Origin of the sequence: Streptomyces sp. NPDC050535 (genome assembly GCF_044457665.1) — a bacterium.
Taxonomy (GTDB): Bacteria; Actinomycetota; Actinomycetes; order Streptomycetales; family Streptomycetaceae; genus Streptomyces.
The window spans coordinates 442724-463212 of sequence record NZ_JBITHE010000004.1 but is presented as its reverse complement, the minus strand read 5'-3'; the positions used below and the strand labels follow the sequence as shown (position 1 = coordinate 463212).

The following is a 20489-nucleotide window of genomic DNA, read 5'->3' as shown; positions in this document are numbered from 1 at the left end:
TCACCAGCCGGAGGCGGTGTAGACGACGGCGGTGTCGCCCTCGGGGCCCCAGGCCAGTTCGCGCAGCAGACTCATGGTGCCCTCGTCGGGATCGATGAGCTTGATGCCGCGGCCCGCGTAGTGCCGCATCAGCTCGGGCGTGACCATGCCGTGGTTGCCGGCGCCCGTGGGCGCCCAGGGGCCCCAGTGGACGGTCAGTCCCCGGCGGCCCGCACCGCCGCCCGCCCAACGGGCGCCGAGGGTTTCCAGGGCGTCGTTGGCGGCGGCGTAGTCGGACTGGCCGCGGTTGCCCAGAGTCGCCGCGATGCTGCCGAACAGCACCGCGAACCGCGGCCCGTCATGCAACTCGCCTATGGCGTCCAGTAGTTCACGCGCCCCGTCGACCTTCGTACGGAACACCCTGTCGTAGGACTCCGGGCTCTTCTCCGCGATCAGCTTGTCCTCGATCACCCCGGCCGCGTACACGACGCCGTCGAGCCTGCCGTGTTCGGCGTGGATCTCCTTGACGGCCGCGCGCACGGCGTCGCCGTCCAGGGCGTCGACGGCGCGGTAGCGCACCTGGGAGCCGAGCCCGGCGAGCTTGAGCAGCGTGCCGCGTACCTCGCGTTCGGCCTGGATGCGGTTGATCGCCCGCTCGATCTCGGCGGGCACCCGCAGCCCGCTCGCGATGAGCGCCGTCCGCAGTTCGCCCGCGGTGCGCGCGGCGGCGAGAGAGGGGTCCTCCTCGCCCTCGGGGAGGGCGGTCCGGCCGAACAGCTCGATCCGGCAGCGGCTCGCCCCGGCGAGGGTGGCGGCGAAGCGGGCGGTGATCCCGCGCGCCCCGCCCACCAGGAGCACCACCGAGTCGGAGTCGAGGCCGAGCGCGACCGCCTCGGCGGCGCCGTCCCCGGCCGGGCCCGCGCCCGTACTGCCCAGCAGGCCGAGACCCTCCTCCGCCATACGCAGTCCACGCCGGACGCCGGGCGAGCGCAGGACGACCGGCTCGCGGTCGGACGCGGTGAGTTCGGCGACGAGATCGGAGGCCACCTCCTCGGGCGCGGTGCCGGGGGAGTGCTCGACGACCCGGGCGACGGTGTCGGGGTACTCGCGTGCGACCGACCGGAGGAATCCGCGGAGTCCTGCCGAGGCGCCGGCGGCCAGCACCCAGCGTGGGTTGTCCGCCAGCACACGCTGATAGGCGGCGAAGACATCCGGGAGGACGGGCGGCGCGTCCGGTGCGACGAGGTGGATGAGTCCGTCGAAGCTCCGGCCGGCCACGGGCTCGTGGGCGGTCAGCGTCTCGGCCCCGTGCGCGCGGAGGAGCCCGGCCAGTGCGTCGGCCACCGGTCCGTCGCCGAGGATCAGGAAGCTGCGGCCGGTCAACGCGCCTTCGACCACGTTGGCCGGGGCGAGGTCGAACTCCCGCATGACGAGGCGCCTGGGAGCCACGACGACGGCGGAACCGGTGTCCGGGGACTCGGGCTCGGCCCCCGCTCCTGCGGGGGGTTCGACCCCCGCAAAGGGCCCGGCAGCCGCCGATGGGCCGGCTCCCACGGAAGGCCCGGCTGCCGCGGAGGCGACAGCCGGGGCGGGCAGAGCCGGTGCCGCCCTACCCCGAACGCCCGCCACCAGCACGGCGATCCCCGCGGCGGTACGGGCCTTGGCGAGCTCCTCGACGTCGGTGTCACCCGTCGCGGTCAGGCCGAGTCGTCCGGCCAGTTCTCCGGCGATTTCGGCGCGTTTGATGGAGTCGACGCTGAGGTCGGCTTCGAGGTCGAGGTCGGGTTCGATCATGTCGACCGGGTAGCCGGTGCGTTCGCCGATCACCTCAAGCACCAGTGCGAGGACGTCTTCGGCGGTCGGCAAGGCGGATCCGGCGACGACGACGGCAGCCGGGGCGGAAGCCGACGCGGGCCCGGTGACCCGCTCGATAAGAGCGGTGATGGCAGCGGCGGTACGGGCTTTCGCGAGCTCTTCCACGTCGGCTTCGCCGGTCGCGGTCAGCCCGAGTCGTCCGGCCAGTTCTCCGGCGATTTCGGCGCGTTTGATGGAGTCGACGCTGAGGTCGGCTTCGAGGTCGAGGTCGGGTTCGATCATGTCGACCGGGTAGCCGGTCCGTTCACCGATCACCTCGAGCACGACCGACAGCACCGAGACACCCGCGGGCACCGATGTCGTGGCCGGCATCGGCTCCGGGGAGGGACGAGGAGCGGGGACGGCGGGCAGCGCGGTCACGGTGACGGGAACGTCCGCGTACCCGATCGGGGCGGGAGTGGCCGGTCGTACACCCGGGTCCGCCCCCAGATAGCCCAGCATCACATCCCGCTGGGCCGCGATCATCTCGCGGCTCGTCCGCAGGAACTCGCTGATCAGAGCCTCGGAGCCGCTGGCGGCCACCGGTCCGGCTGACGTGCTGTGGGTCACGAGGGCCTCCGGGACTCGCCGGGCGGGGTGGAGGGCGGCGGCGGGGAGCACTCCGTCCGCCGAGCGGAGCAGGTGGCCGTCGAGGGTCCAGGCGGCGCGCTTGCGGCGCGCGGCGCGGGCGTCGGCTGCGACGGCGTTCCGGCCCTGGAAGAGCCAGGCGGTCCTGATGTCGACGCCGGCGACGGCCAGTTGGGCGAGCGCGGCGAGGAAACCGGTGAGCCCGGTGCGCGGGCCGCTCTCCAGCGCGACCGTGCGGTGCGGCCGGTCGCCGAGGATCTTCGCCACCAGGCGGGTGAGCGTCGAGCCGGGGCCCGCCTCGACGAAGATCCTCGCCCCGGCCTCGTACATGGCCTCGATCTGGTCGGCGAACCGGACGGGTGCGCCGATCTGGGAGGCCAGTTCGGCCCTGATCCCTTCGGGTGTCCCGGGGTAGCGCTCCGCGGTGCGGTTCGACCAGACGGGGAAGTCGGCGGCCCCGATGGGGACTTCGGCGAGCACCTCGGCGAACGTCTCGCCCGCCGCGGCGACCAGCGGGCTGTGGAACGCGCACGCCACCGGGATCCGCTTCGCGCCGAACCCCTGCGCGCGCAGCCGCTCCACAGCGCTGAGCACGTCCTCGGTGGGGCCCGAGATCACCGTCTGCTCGGGCGAGTTGCGGTTCGCCGTCACCACCGAGGCGGCGAGTCCCGCCGCCGCGAGGGCCGCCGCGACCTCCGGCTCGCCCGCGGAGACGGCGGCCATCGTGCCGGGGTCGCCGTCTCCGGTGGCGCCCAGGATGGCGGCTGCCCGCTCACGGCTGACCCGCGGCAGCGCCTCGGGTGCCAGGGCGCCCGCGGCGGCCAGGGCCGCCAGCTCTCCGTAGCTGTGCCCTGCGGCCATCGCGGGGCGTACGCCGGCCCGGGTGAGGAGCTGGTGGGCGGTGAGCCCGGTGAGACCGAGGGCGGGCTGCGCGACGCTGGTGTCGGTGATCCGCTCCTGCTGCTCGGTGCGGCCCTTGTCGTCGAAGGCGGTCGGCGGGAAGAGCACCCGGGCAGTGTCCCCGTCGAGCCGCAGATTGCGCTGGAGTTCGGGGAAGGCCACGAACAGCTCGGCGAACATCCCGGGCCGCTGGCTGCCCTGCCCCGGGAAGAGCAGCGCCAGGTCGCCAGGCTCCGCATCGTCGGCGGCGAACAGGCCTTCCTTCGGGGCGTGTTCACCCGCCACGGCCCGGCGCAGCAGCGCCGCCAGCTCCCGCGTCGACTCGGCCACGAGCGCGATCCACACACGTGCACCACGAGCCGCGACGGACTCGGCGCGCCGGGAAGCGCTGAGCGCGAAGTCCCGCAGCCGCCAAGGCTCGTACGTACCGGAATCCGCCTCCACGAGGGCGAGCAGCTCACCCGCGGCCCGTACGGCAGTGGCCCGGTCCGAGCCCCGGAAGGTGAACAGCTCGGCGGGCCACTGCTGGGCCGACGTGGCGGGCGGCGGCCCGTCCTGGTGGGCGCGCAGCACGACATGGAAGTTGGTGCCACCGAAGCCGAAGGCGCTGACTCCCGCGACCCGTTCGGCCGGAGCCGCCGCCCAGGGGCGGGCCTCGGTGTGGAAGGCGAACGGGCTGCTCCGCTCGTCCCAGGCCGGATTGGGCTCGGTGAGGTGCAGTGTCGGCGGCTTCACTCCCGTGTGCAGGGCGAGCGAGGTCTTGATGAGCCCGGCGAGCCCGGCCGCGCATTTGGTGTGCCCGATCTGCGACTTGACCGAGCCGAGCGCGCAACTGCCGGGCTGGGCACCGGCGTCCTCGAACACCTTGGTGAGGGATCCGAGTTCGGTACGGTCGCCGACGACGGTGCCGGTACCGTGCGCCTCGACGAGACCCACCTCGGCGGGGGAGACGCCCGCGTTGCGGTAGGCCCGGGTCAACGCGTTGTGCTGGCCCTCGGGCCGGGGCGCGGTGAGACCGAGCGCCCGGCCGTCGCTGGCGCTGCCGACCCCCTTGATGACCGCGTACACCCGGTCTCCGTCGCGCTCGGCGTCGGCGAGCCGCTTGAGCACGACGCAGCCGACGCCCTCGCCGAGCGCGATGCCGTCGGCCGCGCTGTCGAAGGGGGCGGAACGGCCGGAGGGCGAGAGGGCGTGCGCGGAGGCGAAGAGCAGGTAGTCGTTGATGCCGTTGTGCAGATCGGCACCACCGCACAGCACCAGGTCGCTGGTGCCGGACGTCAGTTCCTTGCACGCCACGTCGACCGCGGTGAGCGAGGAGGCGCAGGCCGCGTCCACGGTGTAGTTGGCGCCGCCGAGGTCGAGACGGTTGGCGATCCGGCCGGAGATGACGTTCGCCAGAATGCCCGGGAAGGAGTCCTCGGTCAGACGCGGCAACTGCTCGTCGAGCGCGGGCGGCAGGGCGCCGAGATAGGCGGGCAGTACGGAACGCAGCGTCATGGCGTTCGACAGGTCGCTGCCCGCCTCCGCGCCGAACACGACCGAGGCGCGGGCCCGGTCGAAGGCCCGGCTTCCGTAGCCGGAGTCCTCGAGCGCGCGGTGTGCCGCTTCGAGGGCCAGCAGCTGCACTGGCTCGATGGCGGGCAGCGAGGCGGGCGGAATCCCGTACCGCAGAGGCTCGAAGGGGATCTCGGGGAGGAATCCGCCCCAGCGGGACGGCGTCCTCTCACCCGCGCCGGCCGGGTCGTGGTAGAGATCCGCGTCCCAGCGCGTCGAGGGCACCTCGGTCACCGCGTCCGCGCCGGCGAGCACGTTCGCCCAGAAGCTGGCCAGGTCGGGAGCGCCGGGGAACATGCAGGCCATGCCGACGATGGCGATGTCGAGGGGCTCGGGGGCGGCCGGCGTGGCCGCGTCCTCGATGCCCAGGCCGCGCAGCCGCGCCGCGAGGAAGTCCGCCGCGCCGGTCGTGACCGCGGTGTGCAGCGCGCCGACGGTGGTGACCGCGGAGCGCAGCACGGCGACCTCGCCGGCCATGAACATGCCCTCGGCGAGCTGCCGTTCCTCGCCGACGGCGCTCAGCCCGCCCTCGGTCCGCTCGAGGCCCTTGCTCGCCAGCCGCAGCCGCCCGACGTTGAGCCGCTCCAACTGCTCCCAGGCCTCCCGGCCGGGTATCTCGCGGGCGGCCAGGTCGTCCTTGACGGCGGCGAACTCGTCGGTGAACGGGCTGCTCACACAGCGAGTGGCATGCCCGGGAGCGGTCTCCAGAAGATCGGTGCGTTCCGCGTCGATCACCTGCCGCTGGAACAGGGGCAGCACCGCTCCCGCGGACACGGCCTCCTCGGTGAACAGGTAGGCCGTGCCCATCAGTACGCCGACGGCGGCACCCCGCGCGCTGAGCGGCGCGGCGAGGGCGGTGACCATGGCGGCGGACCGCTCGTCGTGCACCCCGCCGGCGAACAGCAGTTGCAGCTCGGCGGGCTTGGCGGCCTTCGTCCCCGCCAGGAAGTCGTCGAGCACACCGAGTTGCGCCTCCCACAGCGGGAAGCTGTTCCGGGGGCCGACGTGGCCGCCGCACTCGGCGCCCTCGAAGATGAACTTGCGGGCCCCCGCCTTCAGGAACTGTTTCAGCAGCCCCGGCGACGGCACGTGGAGGAATGTGGAGATGCCCACCTCCTCCAGCGCGGCGGCCTGTGCGGGACGCCCGCCCGCGATGATCGCGTGGGAGGGCCGGATCTCCCGTACGACGTCGAGCTGGGCGGCCTTGATCTCCTCGTCGGCGAATCCCAGGACGCCGACACCCCACGGCCGGTCGCCGAGCGCCTCCCGGGTCTCCTCCAGGACGGCGCGGGTCCGGTCGGCGCCGGAGAGGGCGAGGGCGATGAAGGGCAGCGCGCCCGCGCGGCTCACCTCGGCGGCGAACGCGGCCTGGTCGCTCACCCGGGTCATCGGCCCCTGGGCCACCGGAAGTCGGCTTCCCAGTGCCTGGCTGCCCGTGCCGCCCGGAGCGAGCGCGGGACCCGCGTGCTTCAGGGCGTCGAGCACCGCGTCGCGTACGCCGCGCACCGCCGCGTGGACGCTGCCCCACTGATCCCGGAAGCGGGCCGCGAGGAAGCCGTCCTGGCCGATCTCGGGGGCCGGGGAAGCCTCCTCGGCCTGGACGGCGCCGGGTCTGCGGCGCCGTACGACGCGACGGCCGTTCTCCACGGTGGTCTCGGAGCCGTCGAGCCCGGCGAGCAACGTGGTGGTCTCCGCGGGCAGTTCGGCCTCGGCCTCGGTGAGCAGGGCGAGTTGGGTGTCCAGGACGACACCGGCGCCGCCACCGGCGACGACGGCAGCCGCGGTGTGCGGTCCGGCGCCGCCGCAGGCCCAGACAGGCAGATGCAACTCGACGTCGGACAGGAGCTGTTGCAACAGCACGAAGGTGCTCAGTTCGCCCATCGGTCCGCCTGCCTCACGGCCTCGGGCGATCAGCCCGTGAGCGCCGGCCGCCGCGGCCCGGACGGCCTGCTCGCGGCCGGTCACCTCGACGAGCACGCGCCGGCCGGGGAACTCGGCGGGCGTGCACGAGGCGTCGGTGGTCAGCAGGACCGTGTGCACGGCGGCGGGGAGGTTCCCTGCGGGGAAGTCGTCGGTGGCGGCCAGCCGTACGCCGAATCCGGCGGCCGACCACTCCTCGGCGAGCGCGAGTTGTGCCGCGGCGCGTCGTCCGCCCGAGGTGAGGTCGAGCACGCCCAGACCACCGGCGCGCACGGCGGCAGCGGTGAGCCGTGCCGACGCGACGGCGAACGGGTTGACGGCGATGACAATGTCTTCGACAGCAAACAGCCCGGAAGTAACGAAATTCGGCACAGGCACGCGAACGCTCCAAATCACACAAGTGTGAGGATGAGTGGGGGAGAGCGCTGGAACGCGCAGCGACTTCGGTGCGCGGCCCGCTCATACTCATTGCGCACCCTTGTGAAAGTCAAACACTCAAAGGGCAGCGGGCATGCGTGATTTAACGTCCGCGACACAGCCCTGGGAAGCTGCCTTACCAACTGGTAACCCGGCTTCCACCAGGAGCACACGTGAAGCTGGCCAGTCGTTCGCTCTTGCCCTCCTCTGCCCCAACTCGTCTGCCCGCGAGCCGACTTGACGCACCGTCAGAAAGTAGTACCCACGGGTTCGCCCGGCAAGGGATTGTTTTCGGTCACTCAAATTGAATGTGGAACAAGTTTTTCCTCATATAACCGAAACCCGCCCTTGCTGAAAAGGGTGGGATCCGACACTTCGGCGTTTATGGTCGGCTTCGCAATGTCCGGACCGGTCCTGTTCCGCCCCCTCGACGTCATTTTTGTCCCGGGGGCCGGCATGGCACCCTGGTAAACGATATTCAGCTCTTGTCCGGGAGACCTCGTCCGGAGGCCCGGCGGCAGACCGCGCTCGGCAGGTCCTCGGGATCGCGGGAGACCGGTGGCCTTGTCCAGGTAGAAGCCGCCGTCACTGTCGTTCAGCCGGAACAGCGGCATGATCCCGAACGGGGCGACGTCCTCGCCCGTCACGCCGTTCTCGCGCCAGGGCGCGTCCTCGGCGCGCTCCGGCGCCACCTGGAAGGCGTCCTAGCGTCGGGCGAACTCCCTGAGCCTCTTGCATTCTCGGTCTGAGCTGGCCAGATGGAGGGTGAGGATGGCTTGGACGGGGCTCGTGATCCGGGTTGTCGACAGCGGAGCTTGCGCAGGAGCCGCCAGGATTCGACGGTGGCGATGGCTTGTTCGACCAGTGCCCGGACTTTCGCACCACCTGCGGCCTGTTACCTCTTGTCCGCCCAGCAGTTGATGCCGGCCTCGGCGAGAGCGTCGATGATGCCGTGCTCGCGGGCCGGTTTCGGGATCGAGGGCTGGCCGTTGCGGGGGTGGGTGAGGGCAAGCGGGGTCTGACGGCCCGCGTTCAGGCGCCGCCACCGCGTGCCGAGAGCGCGCTGGCGTTCCTTCGGGCGAGCGGCGAGCGGTGAGGAAGCGGTTCTTTTGGTCGAAGACCCACCTATCAGGGCTTTATCCGTCTGTCAGGCCAACTGCCCAACTGACGTGGGCGGTTGGCATAGATCAGTGGGGACTGCCCGTCGACGAGTTGTCGTAGGTGCCGTTGGGCTTGGCACGGTATGGGTAACGGCCGACTTTCCGGCCGCGTCGCACTCGGCGGCCGGAAAGCAGCAGCACGGTGACGATGATCAAGATGAGCAGCGTGACCCCGCTGCCGCCGAGTATCAGTGCCGTCTCCATCGGCTGAGTGTAGGAGACGAGAGACAGCGGGGCAGCCGAGATACAGCCCGAAGGGGCAGCCGGCCCCCACCGCGCGCGATGTCCAGGGTGCAACCGCGCAGTGGCGTCACCGAACTCGTATGATCTCGCGGTGAAAATCTGGACGCAGCGCCCTGCCAGGACGGACGCCGAAGTGCTCGTTCGCCGCTACTTCGGCCTGCTCCGAGCCGGGAGGATCCCTGAGGCCGAACAACTCATCGATCACTACCCGGTTCGGCATGTGCTCAAGGCGCTGTGGACCGGTTCCGCCGGAGCGAGCGGCGATGAGGACGAGGCGAGCGGCAGCCCTGCTGCCGACGAGTGGGAGCAGGACCTGTCCTGGCTCGGCGAGCTCGGTCTCGCGGACTTCCACTGGGGCCATGCCGGCAGCCATGTCAACGTGGAGATCACCTACCGCGCGCGGACAATCGAGGTGGCATTGGGCTTCTGGGTCAGGCCCACCGACGCCGGCTGGGTCGTCACGGGACCGGCCACATACTGGTAGGACACACGAAAGAGCGGCACGATCCAGGTGGCAGCGCGATTCTCGCCGCTGGCGAACCGTCACATGCTGTCGATCAAGGACCCGACCAGCCCGAGCGCCCCGCCCGCCCTGTCCCACGCCCCCCGTGACCTGCAGCTTCAGGTTGGAAAAGGCTCACTGTGTCTTGACGGAGGTGCCGGACGGCGGGTTCAGCGAAGGCGCGTGATTGCGCCACGAACCCTGCACGGCGGCGTGCTCAGACCGCGGGGCGGACAATCCGGGCGGCGCGCATGCCCTCCCAGCGCCTGGCCGCGGGCGCGGGTAGCTCGAACTGGTCGCGGATCCGCGCGGTGATCTGGTCGACGAGGTCGCCGACCGAGGCGGGGTGTTGTAGAAGGCCGGCGGCGTCGGCGGCACGATCCGCACGCCCTCGCGGGCCAGGTCGAGCATGTTCTCCAGGTGGATCTCGCTCAGCGGGGTCTCCCGGGAGACGAGCACCGGCCGGCGGCACTCCTTGAGGACCACGTCCGCGGCACGGCCGATGAGTCCGTCGGCGTAGCCGAGCCGGATCCAGGCGAGCGTCTTCATCGAGCAGGGCACGACGACCATGTCGTCGGTGCGGAACGAGCCGAGGAGATCGTGGCGCCCTCGTCGTCCGGCCGGTGCACGACGTCGGCCGTCTCCGCCATCTCACGGACACCGCGGCCCGTCTCCAGCTCGATCGTCGTGCGCGCCCAGCGCGACAGCACGAGATGCGGCCCCACCTCGGGCAGCCCCCGCAGGTTCTCCAGCAGACCGACACCGAAGACGCCGCCCGTCGCCCCGGTCATCGCCACGGTCAGCCGCGGTCCACTCAGCATCTTCGCTTCTCCTCCCTCCACGTCCGGATCCGGGCACGCCCATCGGCATGGACGTGCTGGACTTCGCGGAGCTGCGCGCCCGGGGCCGCCGGCGGGGCATCGACCTCGGGGCGTCGACGCGGCCCGACTTCGGCCAGTTCCTCCGCGGACGAGACGGGCGTACGCCGCTGGAGTGCCGGGCGACGGCGCGGGGGAGAGGCGGTTGAACCCTCGGGCACCGCTCGGGACGGCGTCGGCGCCGGCAGCCGTGCGACTAAGGCGTCCGCGACCGGGAATGGCACTCCCGAAGGTCTTGACCGCGGCCCGACACGGCCGCCGCGCCGGGCCCGACCCCCCACCGTCATGGAGAGCAGGAGTGAGCATGCAGTACGTGAAGCTCGGTTCGACGGGCCTGGACGTGTCCCGGATCTGCCTGGGCTGCATGAGCTTTGGGCTTCCCGATCGCGGAGTCCACGAGTGGACCCTCGACGAGGAGGCGACCCGCCCGTTGATCCGCCAGGCGCTGGACGCCGGGATCAACTTCTTCGACACCGCGAACGTGTACTCCGACGGCACCAGCGAGGAGATCGTCGGGCGGGTGCTGGCGGACCTGGCGCGCCGTGACGAGGTCGTCATCGCCACCAAGGTGAACGGCTCGATGCACGAGGGGCCCAACGCCCGCGGTCTGTCCCGCAAGGCGATCATGACGGAGATCGACAACAGCCTGCGGCGGCTGGACACCGACTACGTGGACCTCTACCAGATCCACCGCTTCGACCCCGCCACCCCCGTCGAGGAGACGATGGAGGCCCTGAACGACGTGGTCAAGGCGGGCAAGGCCCGGTACATCGGGGCGAGTTCGATGTACGCCTGGCAGTTCTCCAAGGCGCAGTACACGGCCCGGCTGAACGGCTGGACGCGGTTCGTCTCCATGCAGAACCACTACAACCTCCTCTACCGCGAGGAGGAGCGCGAGATGCTGCCGCTCTGCGCGGACCAGGGCGTCGGTGTGCTGCCCTGGAGCCCGCTGGCCCGCGGCCGGCTCACCCGGGACCGGGACACCACCACCGCGCGCAGCCGGACCGACGAGTACGGCCGGAACCTCTACCGGGAGGGCGACCACGAGATCGTCGACGCCGTCGCCCGGATCGCCGCCGCGCGTGACGTGCCGCGCGCCCGGATCGCCCTCGCCTGGCTGCTTCACCAGAGCACGGTCACCTCTCCCATTGTCGGTGCCACGAGGCCGCACCACGTCGAGGACGCGGTGGCCGCGCTCGCCGTGGAACTGACCGAGAAGGAGATCGAGGAACTGGAGCGGCCGTACGCGCCGCGGGCGATCAGCGGCCACTGACAGTCTCGCCGAAAGGGAATGGGGCATTGGGAGCGCTCCCAATGCCCCATCGCATTGCATGCGCATGCCAGCGTGACAATGAACGCGCGGGTGCGATTTGGGTGGTTGGGGCGTTCGTCCGGTGGGTGGACGGCGAGTTCGGGTGGGGTCGCCCCGCCCGTGGCGAGAATCCGAATTTCATTTGCGGACGGCCTTGGCTGACCATTCGTCAATATTCGCGCGCCCGGCGGGAAAGGGAAAATCACGAGACTGCTTGTTTCGGCTCGTCACTCTGTGCAAAGGTGTGCGTTGTCGGCGTGCAGACAATATTCGCTGCCTTCTGTACGCATACGGTGCACTCGTCCGCCCCTCGCTTCATCAGAGCCGTCTGAGGTGGTCGTTCGCGGTGCAACCCCCCATGGGTAGCCCCTCTGCCTCGGCCGGTGGGCTACATACCCATTGGTATGGACTTTTTCCTGCGTTACCTTTGGGAGGAAAGCGGACGTGAATGACGCGACTCTGTCCAATTCCCCGTCGCTCGCTCGCTTGTTCGAGATATCAGACGAGCGGCTCGCCGCCGAGCTGAAGAAGAGTCTGGGGAACACTCCGGCGAACTATCCGGTCGGTGAACTTCTGGACCGCCACTGGGAAGCGGTCTTCTCTTACGCGCGACTGTGCACGGACGGCACGCGTCCCGCCGGAATGCTCACCACGGCCACATTCACCAGACTGTTCGGGGAATCGCTGCGGCAGACCGGGCCGACGGCCGCATGGCGCCCGCAGTTGCTGGTGACTGTGCGCCGGATAGCCGCCGAGTGGCTCACCGACCAGCGGGTCGAACTCCTCCATCCCGAAATGCGGTCGGACCCGGGAGACGGCGAGCGGGCCGCCGCACGGCTCCTTCCGCCCGAGAACAGACGTCTGTTGGCCAGGGCCTTCCAGCGGCTCCCGGAGCCCGCCCGCTGCCTGCTCTGGCACACCGAGGCCGAGGCGGAGCAACTACGTCTGCCCGCAGCCCTGTTGGGCCTCGCCGACGAGGAGGCGGTGGTGGAACTGCGCCGAGCCCGCGAACGCCTGCGCGAGGGTTGCCTGGAAATTCACCACGAACTGGCCCCCGCGGAGGAGTGCCGCCACTACAGCCGCATGCTCGACGTGTCCCTCAGGCGCGGGGGCGCCGATCTCGATCCCGACCTCCGGCACCACATGTCCAGATGCGAGCACTGCCGTTACGCCGCGGACCAGTTGACCCAGTTCAACGGCGTACTCGCCCTTCCACTGGCCGAAGCCGTCCTCGGCTGGGCCGCGGGCGCCTATCTCGAGACGCGGCGCGGACGCACCACCGAGATCGTCGAGGTGACCGAAACTCCCCAGCCCCCGGCCGCCGCACCGACCCCGTACCTGAACCTCCCGGCCGATGCCCCGCGGTTCCCCAGCCACCCCCCGCGGCCCGCGCCGCGCAGACACACGCGCACCGGTTCCCGCCCGTCGACCCACAAGGCCCCCCGGCGTGCCCGGCGCGCCCCGCGTCACCGCAACGTCGTCCTCGCCGTGCTGACCGTGAGCGCCCTGATCCTGATCCCGCTCGCTGTGTGGGCCGGGCTGACCTCCGGTGACGCGGACATGGCCGACGGCACCTCGGGGACGCCCAGTTCGGGCCCGGACAAGGCACCCGGCGTCGATCCCTCCTGGATAGGTTCCGGGGACCCGCGGAACGGCATGGTGGGGGGCCGGCTGCGCAACAACGGCAACGGGCTGTGCGTCGGCGTCGTCGGCGACAGGCCCGTCAAGGGCGCCGAGACCGAACTCGCCTCGTGCGGCGCGAAGTCGGTCCAGCAGTGGACGTACGAGGAGGACGGGCTGCTGCGCAACGTCGCCGACCCCGACCTCTGCCTCGACTCCCACCTCGGCTACTCGGTCCAACTGGCCCTCTGCACGGGCGACTCCCAGCCGGGCACCAAGAACGTGCGTTACGACTTCACCCTCCAGGGCGCCCTCGTCCCGCGCTGGAACCAGGACCTGGCTCTCACCCCGGCATCCGCCGACGAGGAAGCGGCCCTGGTGCTGAAGGTCCGCGAGGACAAGTCGGCCCAGCGCTGGACGCTCGACACCACCTCGCCCTCGCTCCAGCTGGAAGTGGTCAACTGGGGTGCCAACAGCGAGTCCAGTGTGCCTGTCGCCGACCCCGCTCCCACTCCTTCGAAGACCCCGTCGCCGAGAACCACTCCCAAGCCGTCGGCGACCCCGGCGCCTCCGAAGCCCGAGTCGACCCCGTCGTCGTCCCCCTCGCCGACGTACGGCTACTGCTACTACCCCTACAACTACTGCCCGGGGGACGGGCAGTACGGCGATCCCCGTTACGGGGGTGGCTACGGCTACGGAGGCGGTTACGGCTACGGGGGTGACGGCAGCCAGGGAGGAGGCCGCCACTGACCTGCCGCGACGGGTCGATGAGCGCGGGCGAGCGGTCAGGAACCGGTGCCCGCGCGCAGCACCGTCAGGGATGTCTGCGAGGAGTTGCCCGAGACGGGCACGACGGTCGGGTTTCTTCAAGCCTGCCGTCACGTCGGCCGGCGAGTGGACCGGACGGTGGTACCGCCGTCCCCGCCAACGGCTGTCCGGGCAGCCTCTCGACATCGACTGACGATACGTCAGAAATTAGTGCGAGCTTTTGACAACCCGATGATCGTCCGGTTCGTCTCCAGGACGAGCCGTCAGGTGTACGGGTGAGGCGCCGGGGTCCCCGGGGTCGCGGGACGGCTTCTGTCCGATGTCGAATCGTCAGGAGTCCAGATGGAGTTACGCGGAAGACGCAGGCGGGCGGCCGTGGCGGCAGGGATCGTATCCACGGTCCTTGTGCTGGCCGGTGTCCCGGGTGCGGTGGCCCAGGCGGAGCCGGGCGGCGGGCCTTCGGGCCTGGCCGCCCGGGGGACGAACGGCGCCGGTACGGCCAAGGCGGTGAGGACGGTGACCCTGGTCACCGGCGACCAGGTCCTGGTGGACGGCGCGGGCAAGGTCACCGGAGTGGTGCGGGCCCAGGGCCGGGAGCGGATCCCCTTCTCGGTCCGGGTGGTCGCCGGGCACACCCGGGTCGTTCCCGGTGACGCCGAACTGCTGCTGGCGCAGGGCAGGTTGGACACCCGGCTGTTCGACGTGACCCAGTTGGTTGCCGACGGCTACGACGACGCAGGCCGTTCCGACGTACCGCTGATCGTCACCTTCCGGGGCACGAAAGCTCCCTCGATGACCCCGTTCACCGAGGCCGGGACACGGCTCGGCCGCACGCTTCCCGTCGTCAACGGCAAGGCGATGCGCCCCGTGAAGACGCGGGGCGCCGAGTTCTGGGACGCCGTGACCGGCGCCGCCGGCGAGGGCGCGACGGAGTTCACCGCTTCGACCGCGGTGGAGAAGGTGTGGCTGGACGGCAGGCGTCAGGCGAGCCTCGACCAGAGCGTCCCGCAGATCGGCGCGCCGACAGCCTGGGCCGCCGGCTACGACGGCACCGGCGTCAAGGTCGCCGTGCTGGACACCGGAATCGACACCACGCACCCCGATCTCGCGACCCAGGTCATCGCGGAGCGGGACTTCTCGGGCTCGTCCGGCACCGGCGACAAGTTCGGCCACGGCACGCACGTGGCGTCCATCACGGCCGGTACGGGCGCCAGGGACGGCGGCAAGTACAAGGGCGTCGCCCCGGGTGCCAGGCTCCTGAACGGCAAGGTCCTGGACGACGACGGCTTCGGCGCGGACTCCGGCATCATCGCGGGCATGGAGTGGGCGGTGGCGCAGGGCGCCGACGTCGTCAACCTCAGCCTCGGCGGCACCGACTCGCCCGGCGTCGACCCGATGGAGGAGACCGTCAACCGGCTCTCCGCCGAGAGCGACACACTCTTCGTCATCGCGGCGGGCAACGAGGGCGAGTTCGGCGAGCGGACCGTCGGCTCGCCCGGCAGCGCCGACGCCGCGCTCACCGTCGGCTCGGTCGACAAGTCCGAAGGGCTGGCCGCCTCCTCCAGCCGTGGCCCGCGCGTCGGTGACGGCGGGGTCAAGCCCGACCTGACCGCGCCCGGTGTCGCCATCACGGCCGCCTCCGCCGAGGGCAGCGTCCTGTCCCAGTGGTACCCCTCCGACGTACCCGGCTACCTCACCATCGGCGGCACCTCGATGGCGTCCCCGCACGTGGCGGGCGCTGCCGCCCTGCTCGCCCAGCAGCATCCCGACTGGGCCGGCGAGCGCATCAAGGCGGTCCTCACCGGCTCCGCGAAGCCCGCCCCGTACAGCTCCTTCCAGCAGGGCACCGGCCGCACCGACCTGGTCAGGGCGCTGGAGCAGAGCGTCGTCACCGAGCAGCAGCCGATCAACTTCGGCGCGCCGCAGTGGCCGCACGGCGACGACACCCCGGTGACCAGGCGGCTGACGTACCGCAACCTCGGTACGGAGCCGGTGACCCTGGACCTGTCCGTCGAGGCGTCCTCGGCTGACGGCAAACCCGCCGCGGAGGGCATGTTCGCCGTGTCACCGCCGAGGCTCACCGTCCCGGCGGGCGGCGAGGCGAGCGCCGACGTGACGGCCGACACCCGCGCCGGTACCACCGACGGCACCTTCGGCGGCTCGGTGGAAGCCGCCTCGGCGGACGGCGGGGTCCAGGTGCGCACCGCCGTCGGGGTGGAGCGCGAGGTGGAGTCGTACGACCTGACGCTGAGGCACCTCGACGAGAACGGCGAGCCGACCGGCGACGCCGCCACCGACGTCATGGGCTTCGACAGGGACTTCTACGCCACGTACACCGACGAGGTGGACGGCGAGCTAACGGTGCGGCTGCCCAAGGGCGACTACACCCTCAGCGGTGTGATCCATCCCTCCTTCTCCTCCTCGGCCCACGCCGTGCTGGTGCGGCCGAAGCTGAGTCTGGACGGGGACACGACCGTCACCGTCGATGCCCGGCAGGCACAGCCGGTGGAGATCACCGTGCCCGACGCGGCGGCCGAGAACACCGAGGCCATGGCCGCCTACAGCTTCGACAGGGGCGAGGGACAGCGCGCGGGCAGCCTGCAGTACATCCTGCCGACGTTCCAGGGCTCCAGGTTCGGGCAGCTCGGACCCGACCTGCCCGCGGACGAGGCGTCCGCCGTGTTCGCCGGCGACTGGACACGTCAGGACGACGAGGGCCGGCCGGTCACCTACCACCTGGGCTGGAACCGCACCGGACGACTGGGCGGCTTCGCCGCCGAGGTCGAGCAGCGGCAGCTCGCCAAGGTCGACCTGCAGGCGGGCGTACCCGTCGACGGCAGGAACGTCCAGGTCGAGGTGTCTCCCCACACGGCCGACGGGAACCTGGTCTTCGGCGACCACGACCTGCGCGGAACCCTCCCGCTGCGCACCACCGACTACATCCTCGACAACGGCGTCAAGTGGTCGCTGCGCATGTGGCAGACCAGCGCCGAGGGCCGCGAGACCCGCTACGAGCAGTTCCTGATGCGGATGCCGAAGACCTGGCAGGGCGGCCACAGTTACCGCGAGCGGTTCAACGTCGGCGTCTTCGGCCCGGTCCTGCCCGGCCCCGCGGACCCCGGACCCGGCACGGGATACCCCGGAGTCGCACGGTACGGCAACGTGATCAGGGCCTATCTGCCGCTGTTCGGCGACGGCGCGGGGCACTGGGGTCTCAGCTACGAAACCACCGCCGTGGAAAGCTCGTTGCGGGCCGACGGCAGGGAGATCCCCGACGAATACGGCACCTCGCCGACCGACGGCATCACCGAGTACACCGTGCCCGCCCAGGACAGCACGTACGAGCTGACCGTGGACAACTCCCGTGATCCCGCGCTGTATCCGGTCAGCACCCGCGTCCGGGCGGAGTGGACCTTCCGCTCCGCCCACACCACCGAGGACGAACTCACCACGCTGCCGCTGTCGGTGATCCGTTTCTCCCCCGAACTGAGCCTGTCCAGCACGGCGAAGGCCGGCAAACGGTTCGAGGTTCCCTTCACCATCGAGGGCGCGGGCGCCGGACAGCGGCCCGCGAAGCTCGCCTTCGAGGTCTCCTACGACGGGGGCACCACCTGGGGGCCCACCAAGGCCGTCGGCGGTACCCACCTGTCGCTGAAGCATCCGTCGCAGGCGGGCTCCGTATCGCTGCGGGTCAAGCTGACCGACCGTAGGGGCAACACACTGGTCCAGACGATCGAGCGCGCCTACCTCACCCGGTAGTCCGCGGAATCGGGCACCTGTCTCCGCCCGGGGTGGCGTGGCGTCACTCCGGGCGGGGCTGTCGGAAGAACGTATACCGGGCTTGCCGCCCCGCCCGCGGATCTGGCACGATCGCTGCGCCCGTGACTCGCGGCAACGGTTGGTGGCCGTCAAGGAGGTCCGGTGCACAGACGATGGCTGTTCATCTCGGCGGCCGCGGTACTCGTGGTCGTGTCCCTGGTCGTGGTGCTTCTCACCGACCGGGAGGCCGCCCCCGAGCGTTCCGCGGCCACGCCCGCCGCCCGCACCCCGGCGAGTGCTGCGCCCACCACGCTGCCCCCGAGCCCGTCCAGGAGCGCGACCACCGCTTCGGCGAAACCGTCCGCGACGAGCCCCCGGCCCTCGGCGACCACCGCGTCGCCGAAGCCCTCGGCGACGGACAGTCCGCAGCCGGTGCCCGCCGGCGCAACACTGGCCGGGCGCATACGTCCCGGCGTCACCTACAAGGGAGTCGCCACCTTCTACGACTCCGACGGTGGGGGCGCCTGCATGTACGACCCGAGCGGTGACGTCATGACCGGGGCGATGAACTCCACCGACTACGAGTCGGCCAAGGCCTGCGGAGCCTACGTGGTCGTCCGCGCGGCCAACGGGGCCTCCATCACGGTCCGTATCACCAACGAATGCCCGGGGGAGTGCGCACCCGGGCAGATCGACCTCAGCGCGGAGGCCTTCGCGAAGCTCGCCGATCCCACGGCAGGCCTGATCCCGATCACCTGGCAGTTGGCGAGCCCTGGCACGCCCGGCGCGCTGTCCCTCCGGTACAAGACCGGGTCCAGCCAGTACTGGTGCGGCATCCAGGTGATCGGTCACCGCAACCCCGTGGCCCGGCTGGAGGTCAGCGCGGGCGGCGCGTGGCGCCAACTGTCGCGTACCGGCTACAACTACTTCCTCTCCGAGGACGGCACCGGGTGCGGCGGCACGGTCAGGATCACCGACATCTTCGGAGAACGGCTCACCGTCGACGGGATCCCCATCCGCTCGGACGTCACGCAGCCGACCCGCGTCCAGTTCGCCAGGCACTGACCACCTGGTCAGGTGGACGGGTCGTCGTACGTCTCTCTGCTCGCCTGGATCTGCGCGTTGTGCTCGATGGCCCAGCCCGCGAGCGTCAGGGCGGGCTGGATGAGGCTCTTCCCCATGGCCGTGAGGGCGTACTCGACCCGCGGCGGAACCTCCGCGTAGACGGTGCGTGAGACCAGCCCGTCCCGTTCCAGGTGGCGCAGGGTCAGGGTGAGCATCCGCTGTGAGATGCCGGGGATGCGCCTGTGCAGTTCGGTGAAGCGCAACCGCCCCTCGTCGAGGGTGGCCACGACGAGCATCGTCCACTTGTCGCAGATCCGGTCCAGTACGGCGCGGATCGCCCGGCCGCCGTCTCCTCGGATCATGCAGGTGTGCTGGTACCGCGACATGGCAACTCCCTGTGCCTTGGGCACATCCCTGTGCCTTTTGCAGGCCTCCCGACAGTGACTCATGATGAGGCAACTTACGGTTCGTAACCAACGCAGGGGACCCTCATGCATGTCGCGTACTGGATCGTCGCCGCGCTCCTCGCCCTGTTCTATGCCTACGCGGGAGGCAAGAAGGTCCTCCAGAACCCGGAGCAACTGCGTCCCATGATGGGCTGGGTCGACAGTGTGCCCCTGCCGTTCGTCAGGCTCATCGGTGCCCTGGAGGTCCTCGGCGCGATCGGTCTGCTCCTGCCGCCCCTGACGGGCATCGCGGCATGGCTCGCCGTCGCGGCGGCGGCCGGCCTGGTCCTGGTGCAGATCGGGGGTATGACCCTGCACCTGTCCCGGGGCGAAGTCCGGGAGACCGGGCTCAACATCGTTCTTCTGGCGCTCGCCGCGCTGACGGTGTGGCTGGGGACCGGCTGGCTCTGACGTCCTCCCGCAGCCGCTCTTTCCCCGGGCCCCGCTGGTCCCTCAGCCGCTGGGACGGCGGTTGCGGTACGAGGCCAACGAGGTCAGCACGAAGATCAGGGGAGCTCCGATCCCCATGACCACGAACGGCTGCATGACCGGCTCCAGCCACTCCGGCACATCGACGAAGAGCGGCAGCAGCATCAGCGCGGTCAGCGGGATGAACGACAGCATCACGGCGGTGAACCCCATCATGAGGGCCGCCTGGCGCGCGTCGCGCCGGTCGATGAGAACGGCGGCCGCCGGGTCCGGCGCCCAGTCCTCACCACGCAGTTCCTCCCAGACCTCCAGCAGCAGTCCGACCTCGCGCTCGACGTTCACATGTAGGTCGTCGACGTACGGCAGCAGCACCTTGGTGCCGTTCCGGTCGTAGGCGTGGACCAGCACGTTGGGCGCACCGCTCTGCATCGCCGACGCCGGGTTGACCTCCGCCCTGATGCTCTGGATGTCCTCCCACGCCAGCTGTCGGCGCCTGATCATGCCGCGTGCGTGGAGCGCCTTGATGTCCGCGGTGGTGGAGCAGCGCAGAGTGGCGTAGAAGAGCCACCCCATGAGCGCCACCCACGCCACCAGGAAGGGATAGGTGAACGAGGCGGGCAGGTCGTCGGCGGGCAGAATCGCCACCACCATGGTCAGTGTGCCCGCGCCGATCACCCAGAGGAACACGTGCATCCGGGACCGCTTCATCCGGTACTCGCGCGGTAAACGTTCGTATCCCACAGCCAACCCCCAGTTCGGCGTGCTTCATCCGCCGACTCACCGATGGGGCACCATGGTGAAGCCCCAACTCCCTTGTGTCGAGGGCTCATTGGGACTTGGTGACCATTCTGTGGCACGGACGTCGCCGATGCCGGGGAGACCGTTCCGGTCGGGCCCTGGCCGGTGAACTCAGCGCTGGGGAGCCGGGCCCCGGGACGAGCGCTGTTGCGGAAGTGTGGCGCCCGGCGAAGCGCGCATTGCCGGTGATGGCAGGGGTGTGTCCCACGATGACGACCGCGTGAAATGTGGCCCGCTGCCACCGGTGGGTCCCCCACGGCTCCCTGCGACGGTCCCCGCCACGCCCCTGGAGGCGTG

11 protein-coding genes and 2 pseudogenes are annotated in these 20489 nt (G+C 70.9%); 7 read left to right on the top strand and 6 right to left on the bottom strand.

What is annotated here, in order from left to right; genetic code table 11:
- From ACIBLC_RS12650 to ACIBLC_RS12640, 3 genes and pseudogenes are all read right to left on the bottom strand, one after another.
- Positions 1 to 7173, bottom strand: a complete 7173-nt coding sequence (locus tag ACIBLC_RS12650; RefSeq protein ID WP_399210854.1) for an SDR family oxidoreductase — start codon at positions 7171 to 7173, stop codon at positions 1 to 3.
- A 743-nt stretch (positions 7174 to 7916) separates the two neighbouring features.
- Positions 7917 to 8344: pseudogene (locus ACIBLC_RS12645) on the bottom strand (hypothetical protein).
- Between the two features lie 55 nt (positions 8345 to 8399).
- Complete coding sequence (locus ACIBLC_RS12640) at positions 8400 to 8576, bottom strand: hypothetical protein (RefSeq protein ID WP_399210852.1); 177 nt, start codon at positions 8574 to 8576, stop codon at positions 8400 to 8402.
- 130 nt (positions 8577 to 8706) lie between these two features.
- Here ACIBLC_RS12640 and ACIBLC_RS12635 point away from each other — a divergent pair, with 130 nt between their 5' ends.
- Positions 8707 to 9099 (top strand): hypothetical protein, encoded by a 393-nt coding sequence (locus ACIBLC_RS12635; RefSeq protein ID WP_399210851.1) that lies wholly within the window; start codon positions 8707 to 8709, stop codon positions 9097 to 9099.
- 235 nt (positions 9100 to 9334) lie between these two features.
- On the opposite strand, the pseudogene ACIBLC_RS12630 reads toward ACIBLC_RS12635, so the two are convergent.
- Positions 9335 to 9938 (bottom strand): annotated as a pseudogene (locus tag ACIBLC_RS12630) (UbiX family flavin prenyltransferase).
- Positions 9939 to 9985: 47 nt separating this feature from the next.
- Here ACIBLC_RS12630 and ACIBLC_RS12625 point away from each other — a divergent pair.
- From ACIBLC_RS12625 to ACIBLC_RS12605, 5 genes are all read left to right on the top strand, one after another.
- On the top strand, positions 9986 to 10144 hold the full coding sequence (locus tag ACIBLC_RS12625) for a hypothetical protein (RefSeq protein WP_399210850.1): 159 nt from the start codon (positions 9986 to 9988) through the stop codon (positions 10142 to 10144).
- 155 nt (positions 10145 to 10299) lie between these two features.
- On the top strand, positions 10300 to 11268 hold the full coding sequence (locus ACIBLC_RS12620) for an aldo/keto reductase (RefSeq protein WP_399210849.1): 969 nt from the start codon (positions 10300 to 10302) through the stop codon (positions 11266 to 11268).
- 525 nt (positions 11269 to 11793) lie between these two features.
- Entirely contained in the window at positions 11794 to 13677 is a 1884-nt protein-coding gene (locus ACIBLC_RS12615) for a ricin-type beta-trefoil lectin domain protein (RefSeq protein WP_399210848.1), read from the top strand.
- 360 nt (positions 13678 to 14037) lie between these two features.
- On the top strand, positions 14038 to 17454 hold the full coding sequence (locus ACIBLC_RS12610) for a S8 family peptidase (RefSeq protein WP_399210847.1): 3417 nt from the start codon (positions 14038 to 14040) through the stop codon (positions 17452 to 17454).
- Positions 17455 to 17616: 162 nt separating this feature from the next.
- Positions 17617 to 18519: an expansin EXLX1 family cellulose-binding protein gene (locus tag ACIBLC_RS12605; RefSeq protein WP_399210846.1), complete on the top strand. Its 903-nt coding sequence runs from the start codon at positions 17617 to 17619 to the stop codon at positions 18517 to 18519.
- Positions 18520 to 18527: 8 nt separating this feature from the next.
- On the opposite strand, the gene ACIBLC_RS12600 is transcribed toward ACIBLC_RS12605, so the two are convergent.
- A complete protein-coding gene (locus ACIBLC_RS12600; protein ID WP_399210844.1) occupies positions 18528 to 18905 on the bottom strand; it encodes a winged helix-turn-helix transcriptional regulator in 378 nt (125 codons plus the stop codon).
- 105 nt (positions 18906 to 19010) lie between these two features.
- Between ACIBLC_RS12600 and ACIBLC_RS12595 the strand changes: the two genes are divergently transcribed.
- Complete coding sequence (locus tag ACIBLC_RS12595; protein WP_399210843.1) at positions 19011 to 19376, top strand: DoxX family protein; 366 nt, start codon at positions 19011 to 19013, stop codon at positions 19374 to 19376.
- A 42-nt stretch (positions 19377 to 19418) separates the two neighbouring features.
- On the opposite strand, the gene ACIBLC_RS12590 is transcribed toward ACIBLC_RS12595, so the two are convergent.
- Complete coding sequence (locus ACIBLC_RS12590) at positions 19419 to 20087, bottom strand: PH domain-containing protein (RefSeq protein WP_399210842.1); 669 nt, start codon at positions 20085 to 20087, stop codon at positions 19419 to 19421.
- Between the last annotated feature and the right edge of the window lie 402 nt (positions 20088 to 20489).

What these genes read in the sequence shown, in the direction of transcription:
- ACIBLC_RS12620 (WP_399210849.1), top strand. Translation starts at nt 10,300, where the DNA reads ATGCAGTACGTGAAGCTCGGTTCGACGGGCCTGGACGTGTCCCGGATC.
- ACIBLC_RS12595 (WP_399210843.1), top strand. Translation starts at nt 19,011, where the DNA reads ATGCATGTCGCGTACTGGATCGTCGCCGCGCTCCTCGCCCTGTTCTAT.
- ACIBLC_RS12625 (WP_399210850.1), top strand. Translation starts at nt 9,986, where the DNA reads ATGGACGTGCTGGACTTCGCGGAGCTGCGCGCCCGGGGCCGCCGGCGG.
- ACIBLC_RS12590 (WP_399210842.1), bottom strand. Translation starts at nt 20,087, where the DNA reads ATGCACGTGTTCCTCTGGGTGATCGGCGCGGGCACACTGACCATGGTG.
- ACIBLC_RS12610 (WP_399210847.1), top strand. Translation starts at nt 14,038, where the DNA reads ATGGAGTTACGCGGAAGACGCAGGCGGGCGGCCGTGGCGGCAGGGATC.
- ACIBLC_RS12600 (WP_399210844.1), bottom strand. Translation starts at nt 18,905, where the DNA reads ATGTCGCGGTACCAGCACACCTGCATGATCCGAGGAGACGGCGGCCGG.
- ACIBLC_RS12640 (WP_399210852.1), bottom strand. Translation starts at nt 8,576, where the DNA reads ATGGAGACGGCACTGATACTCGGCGGCAGCGGGGTCACGCTGCTCATC.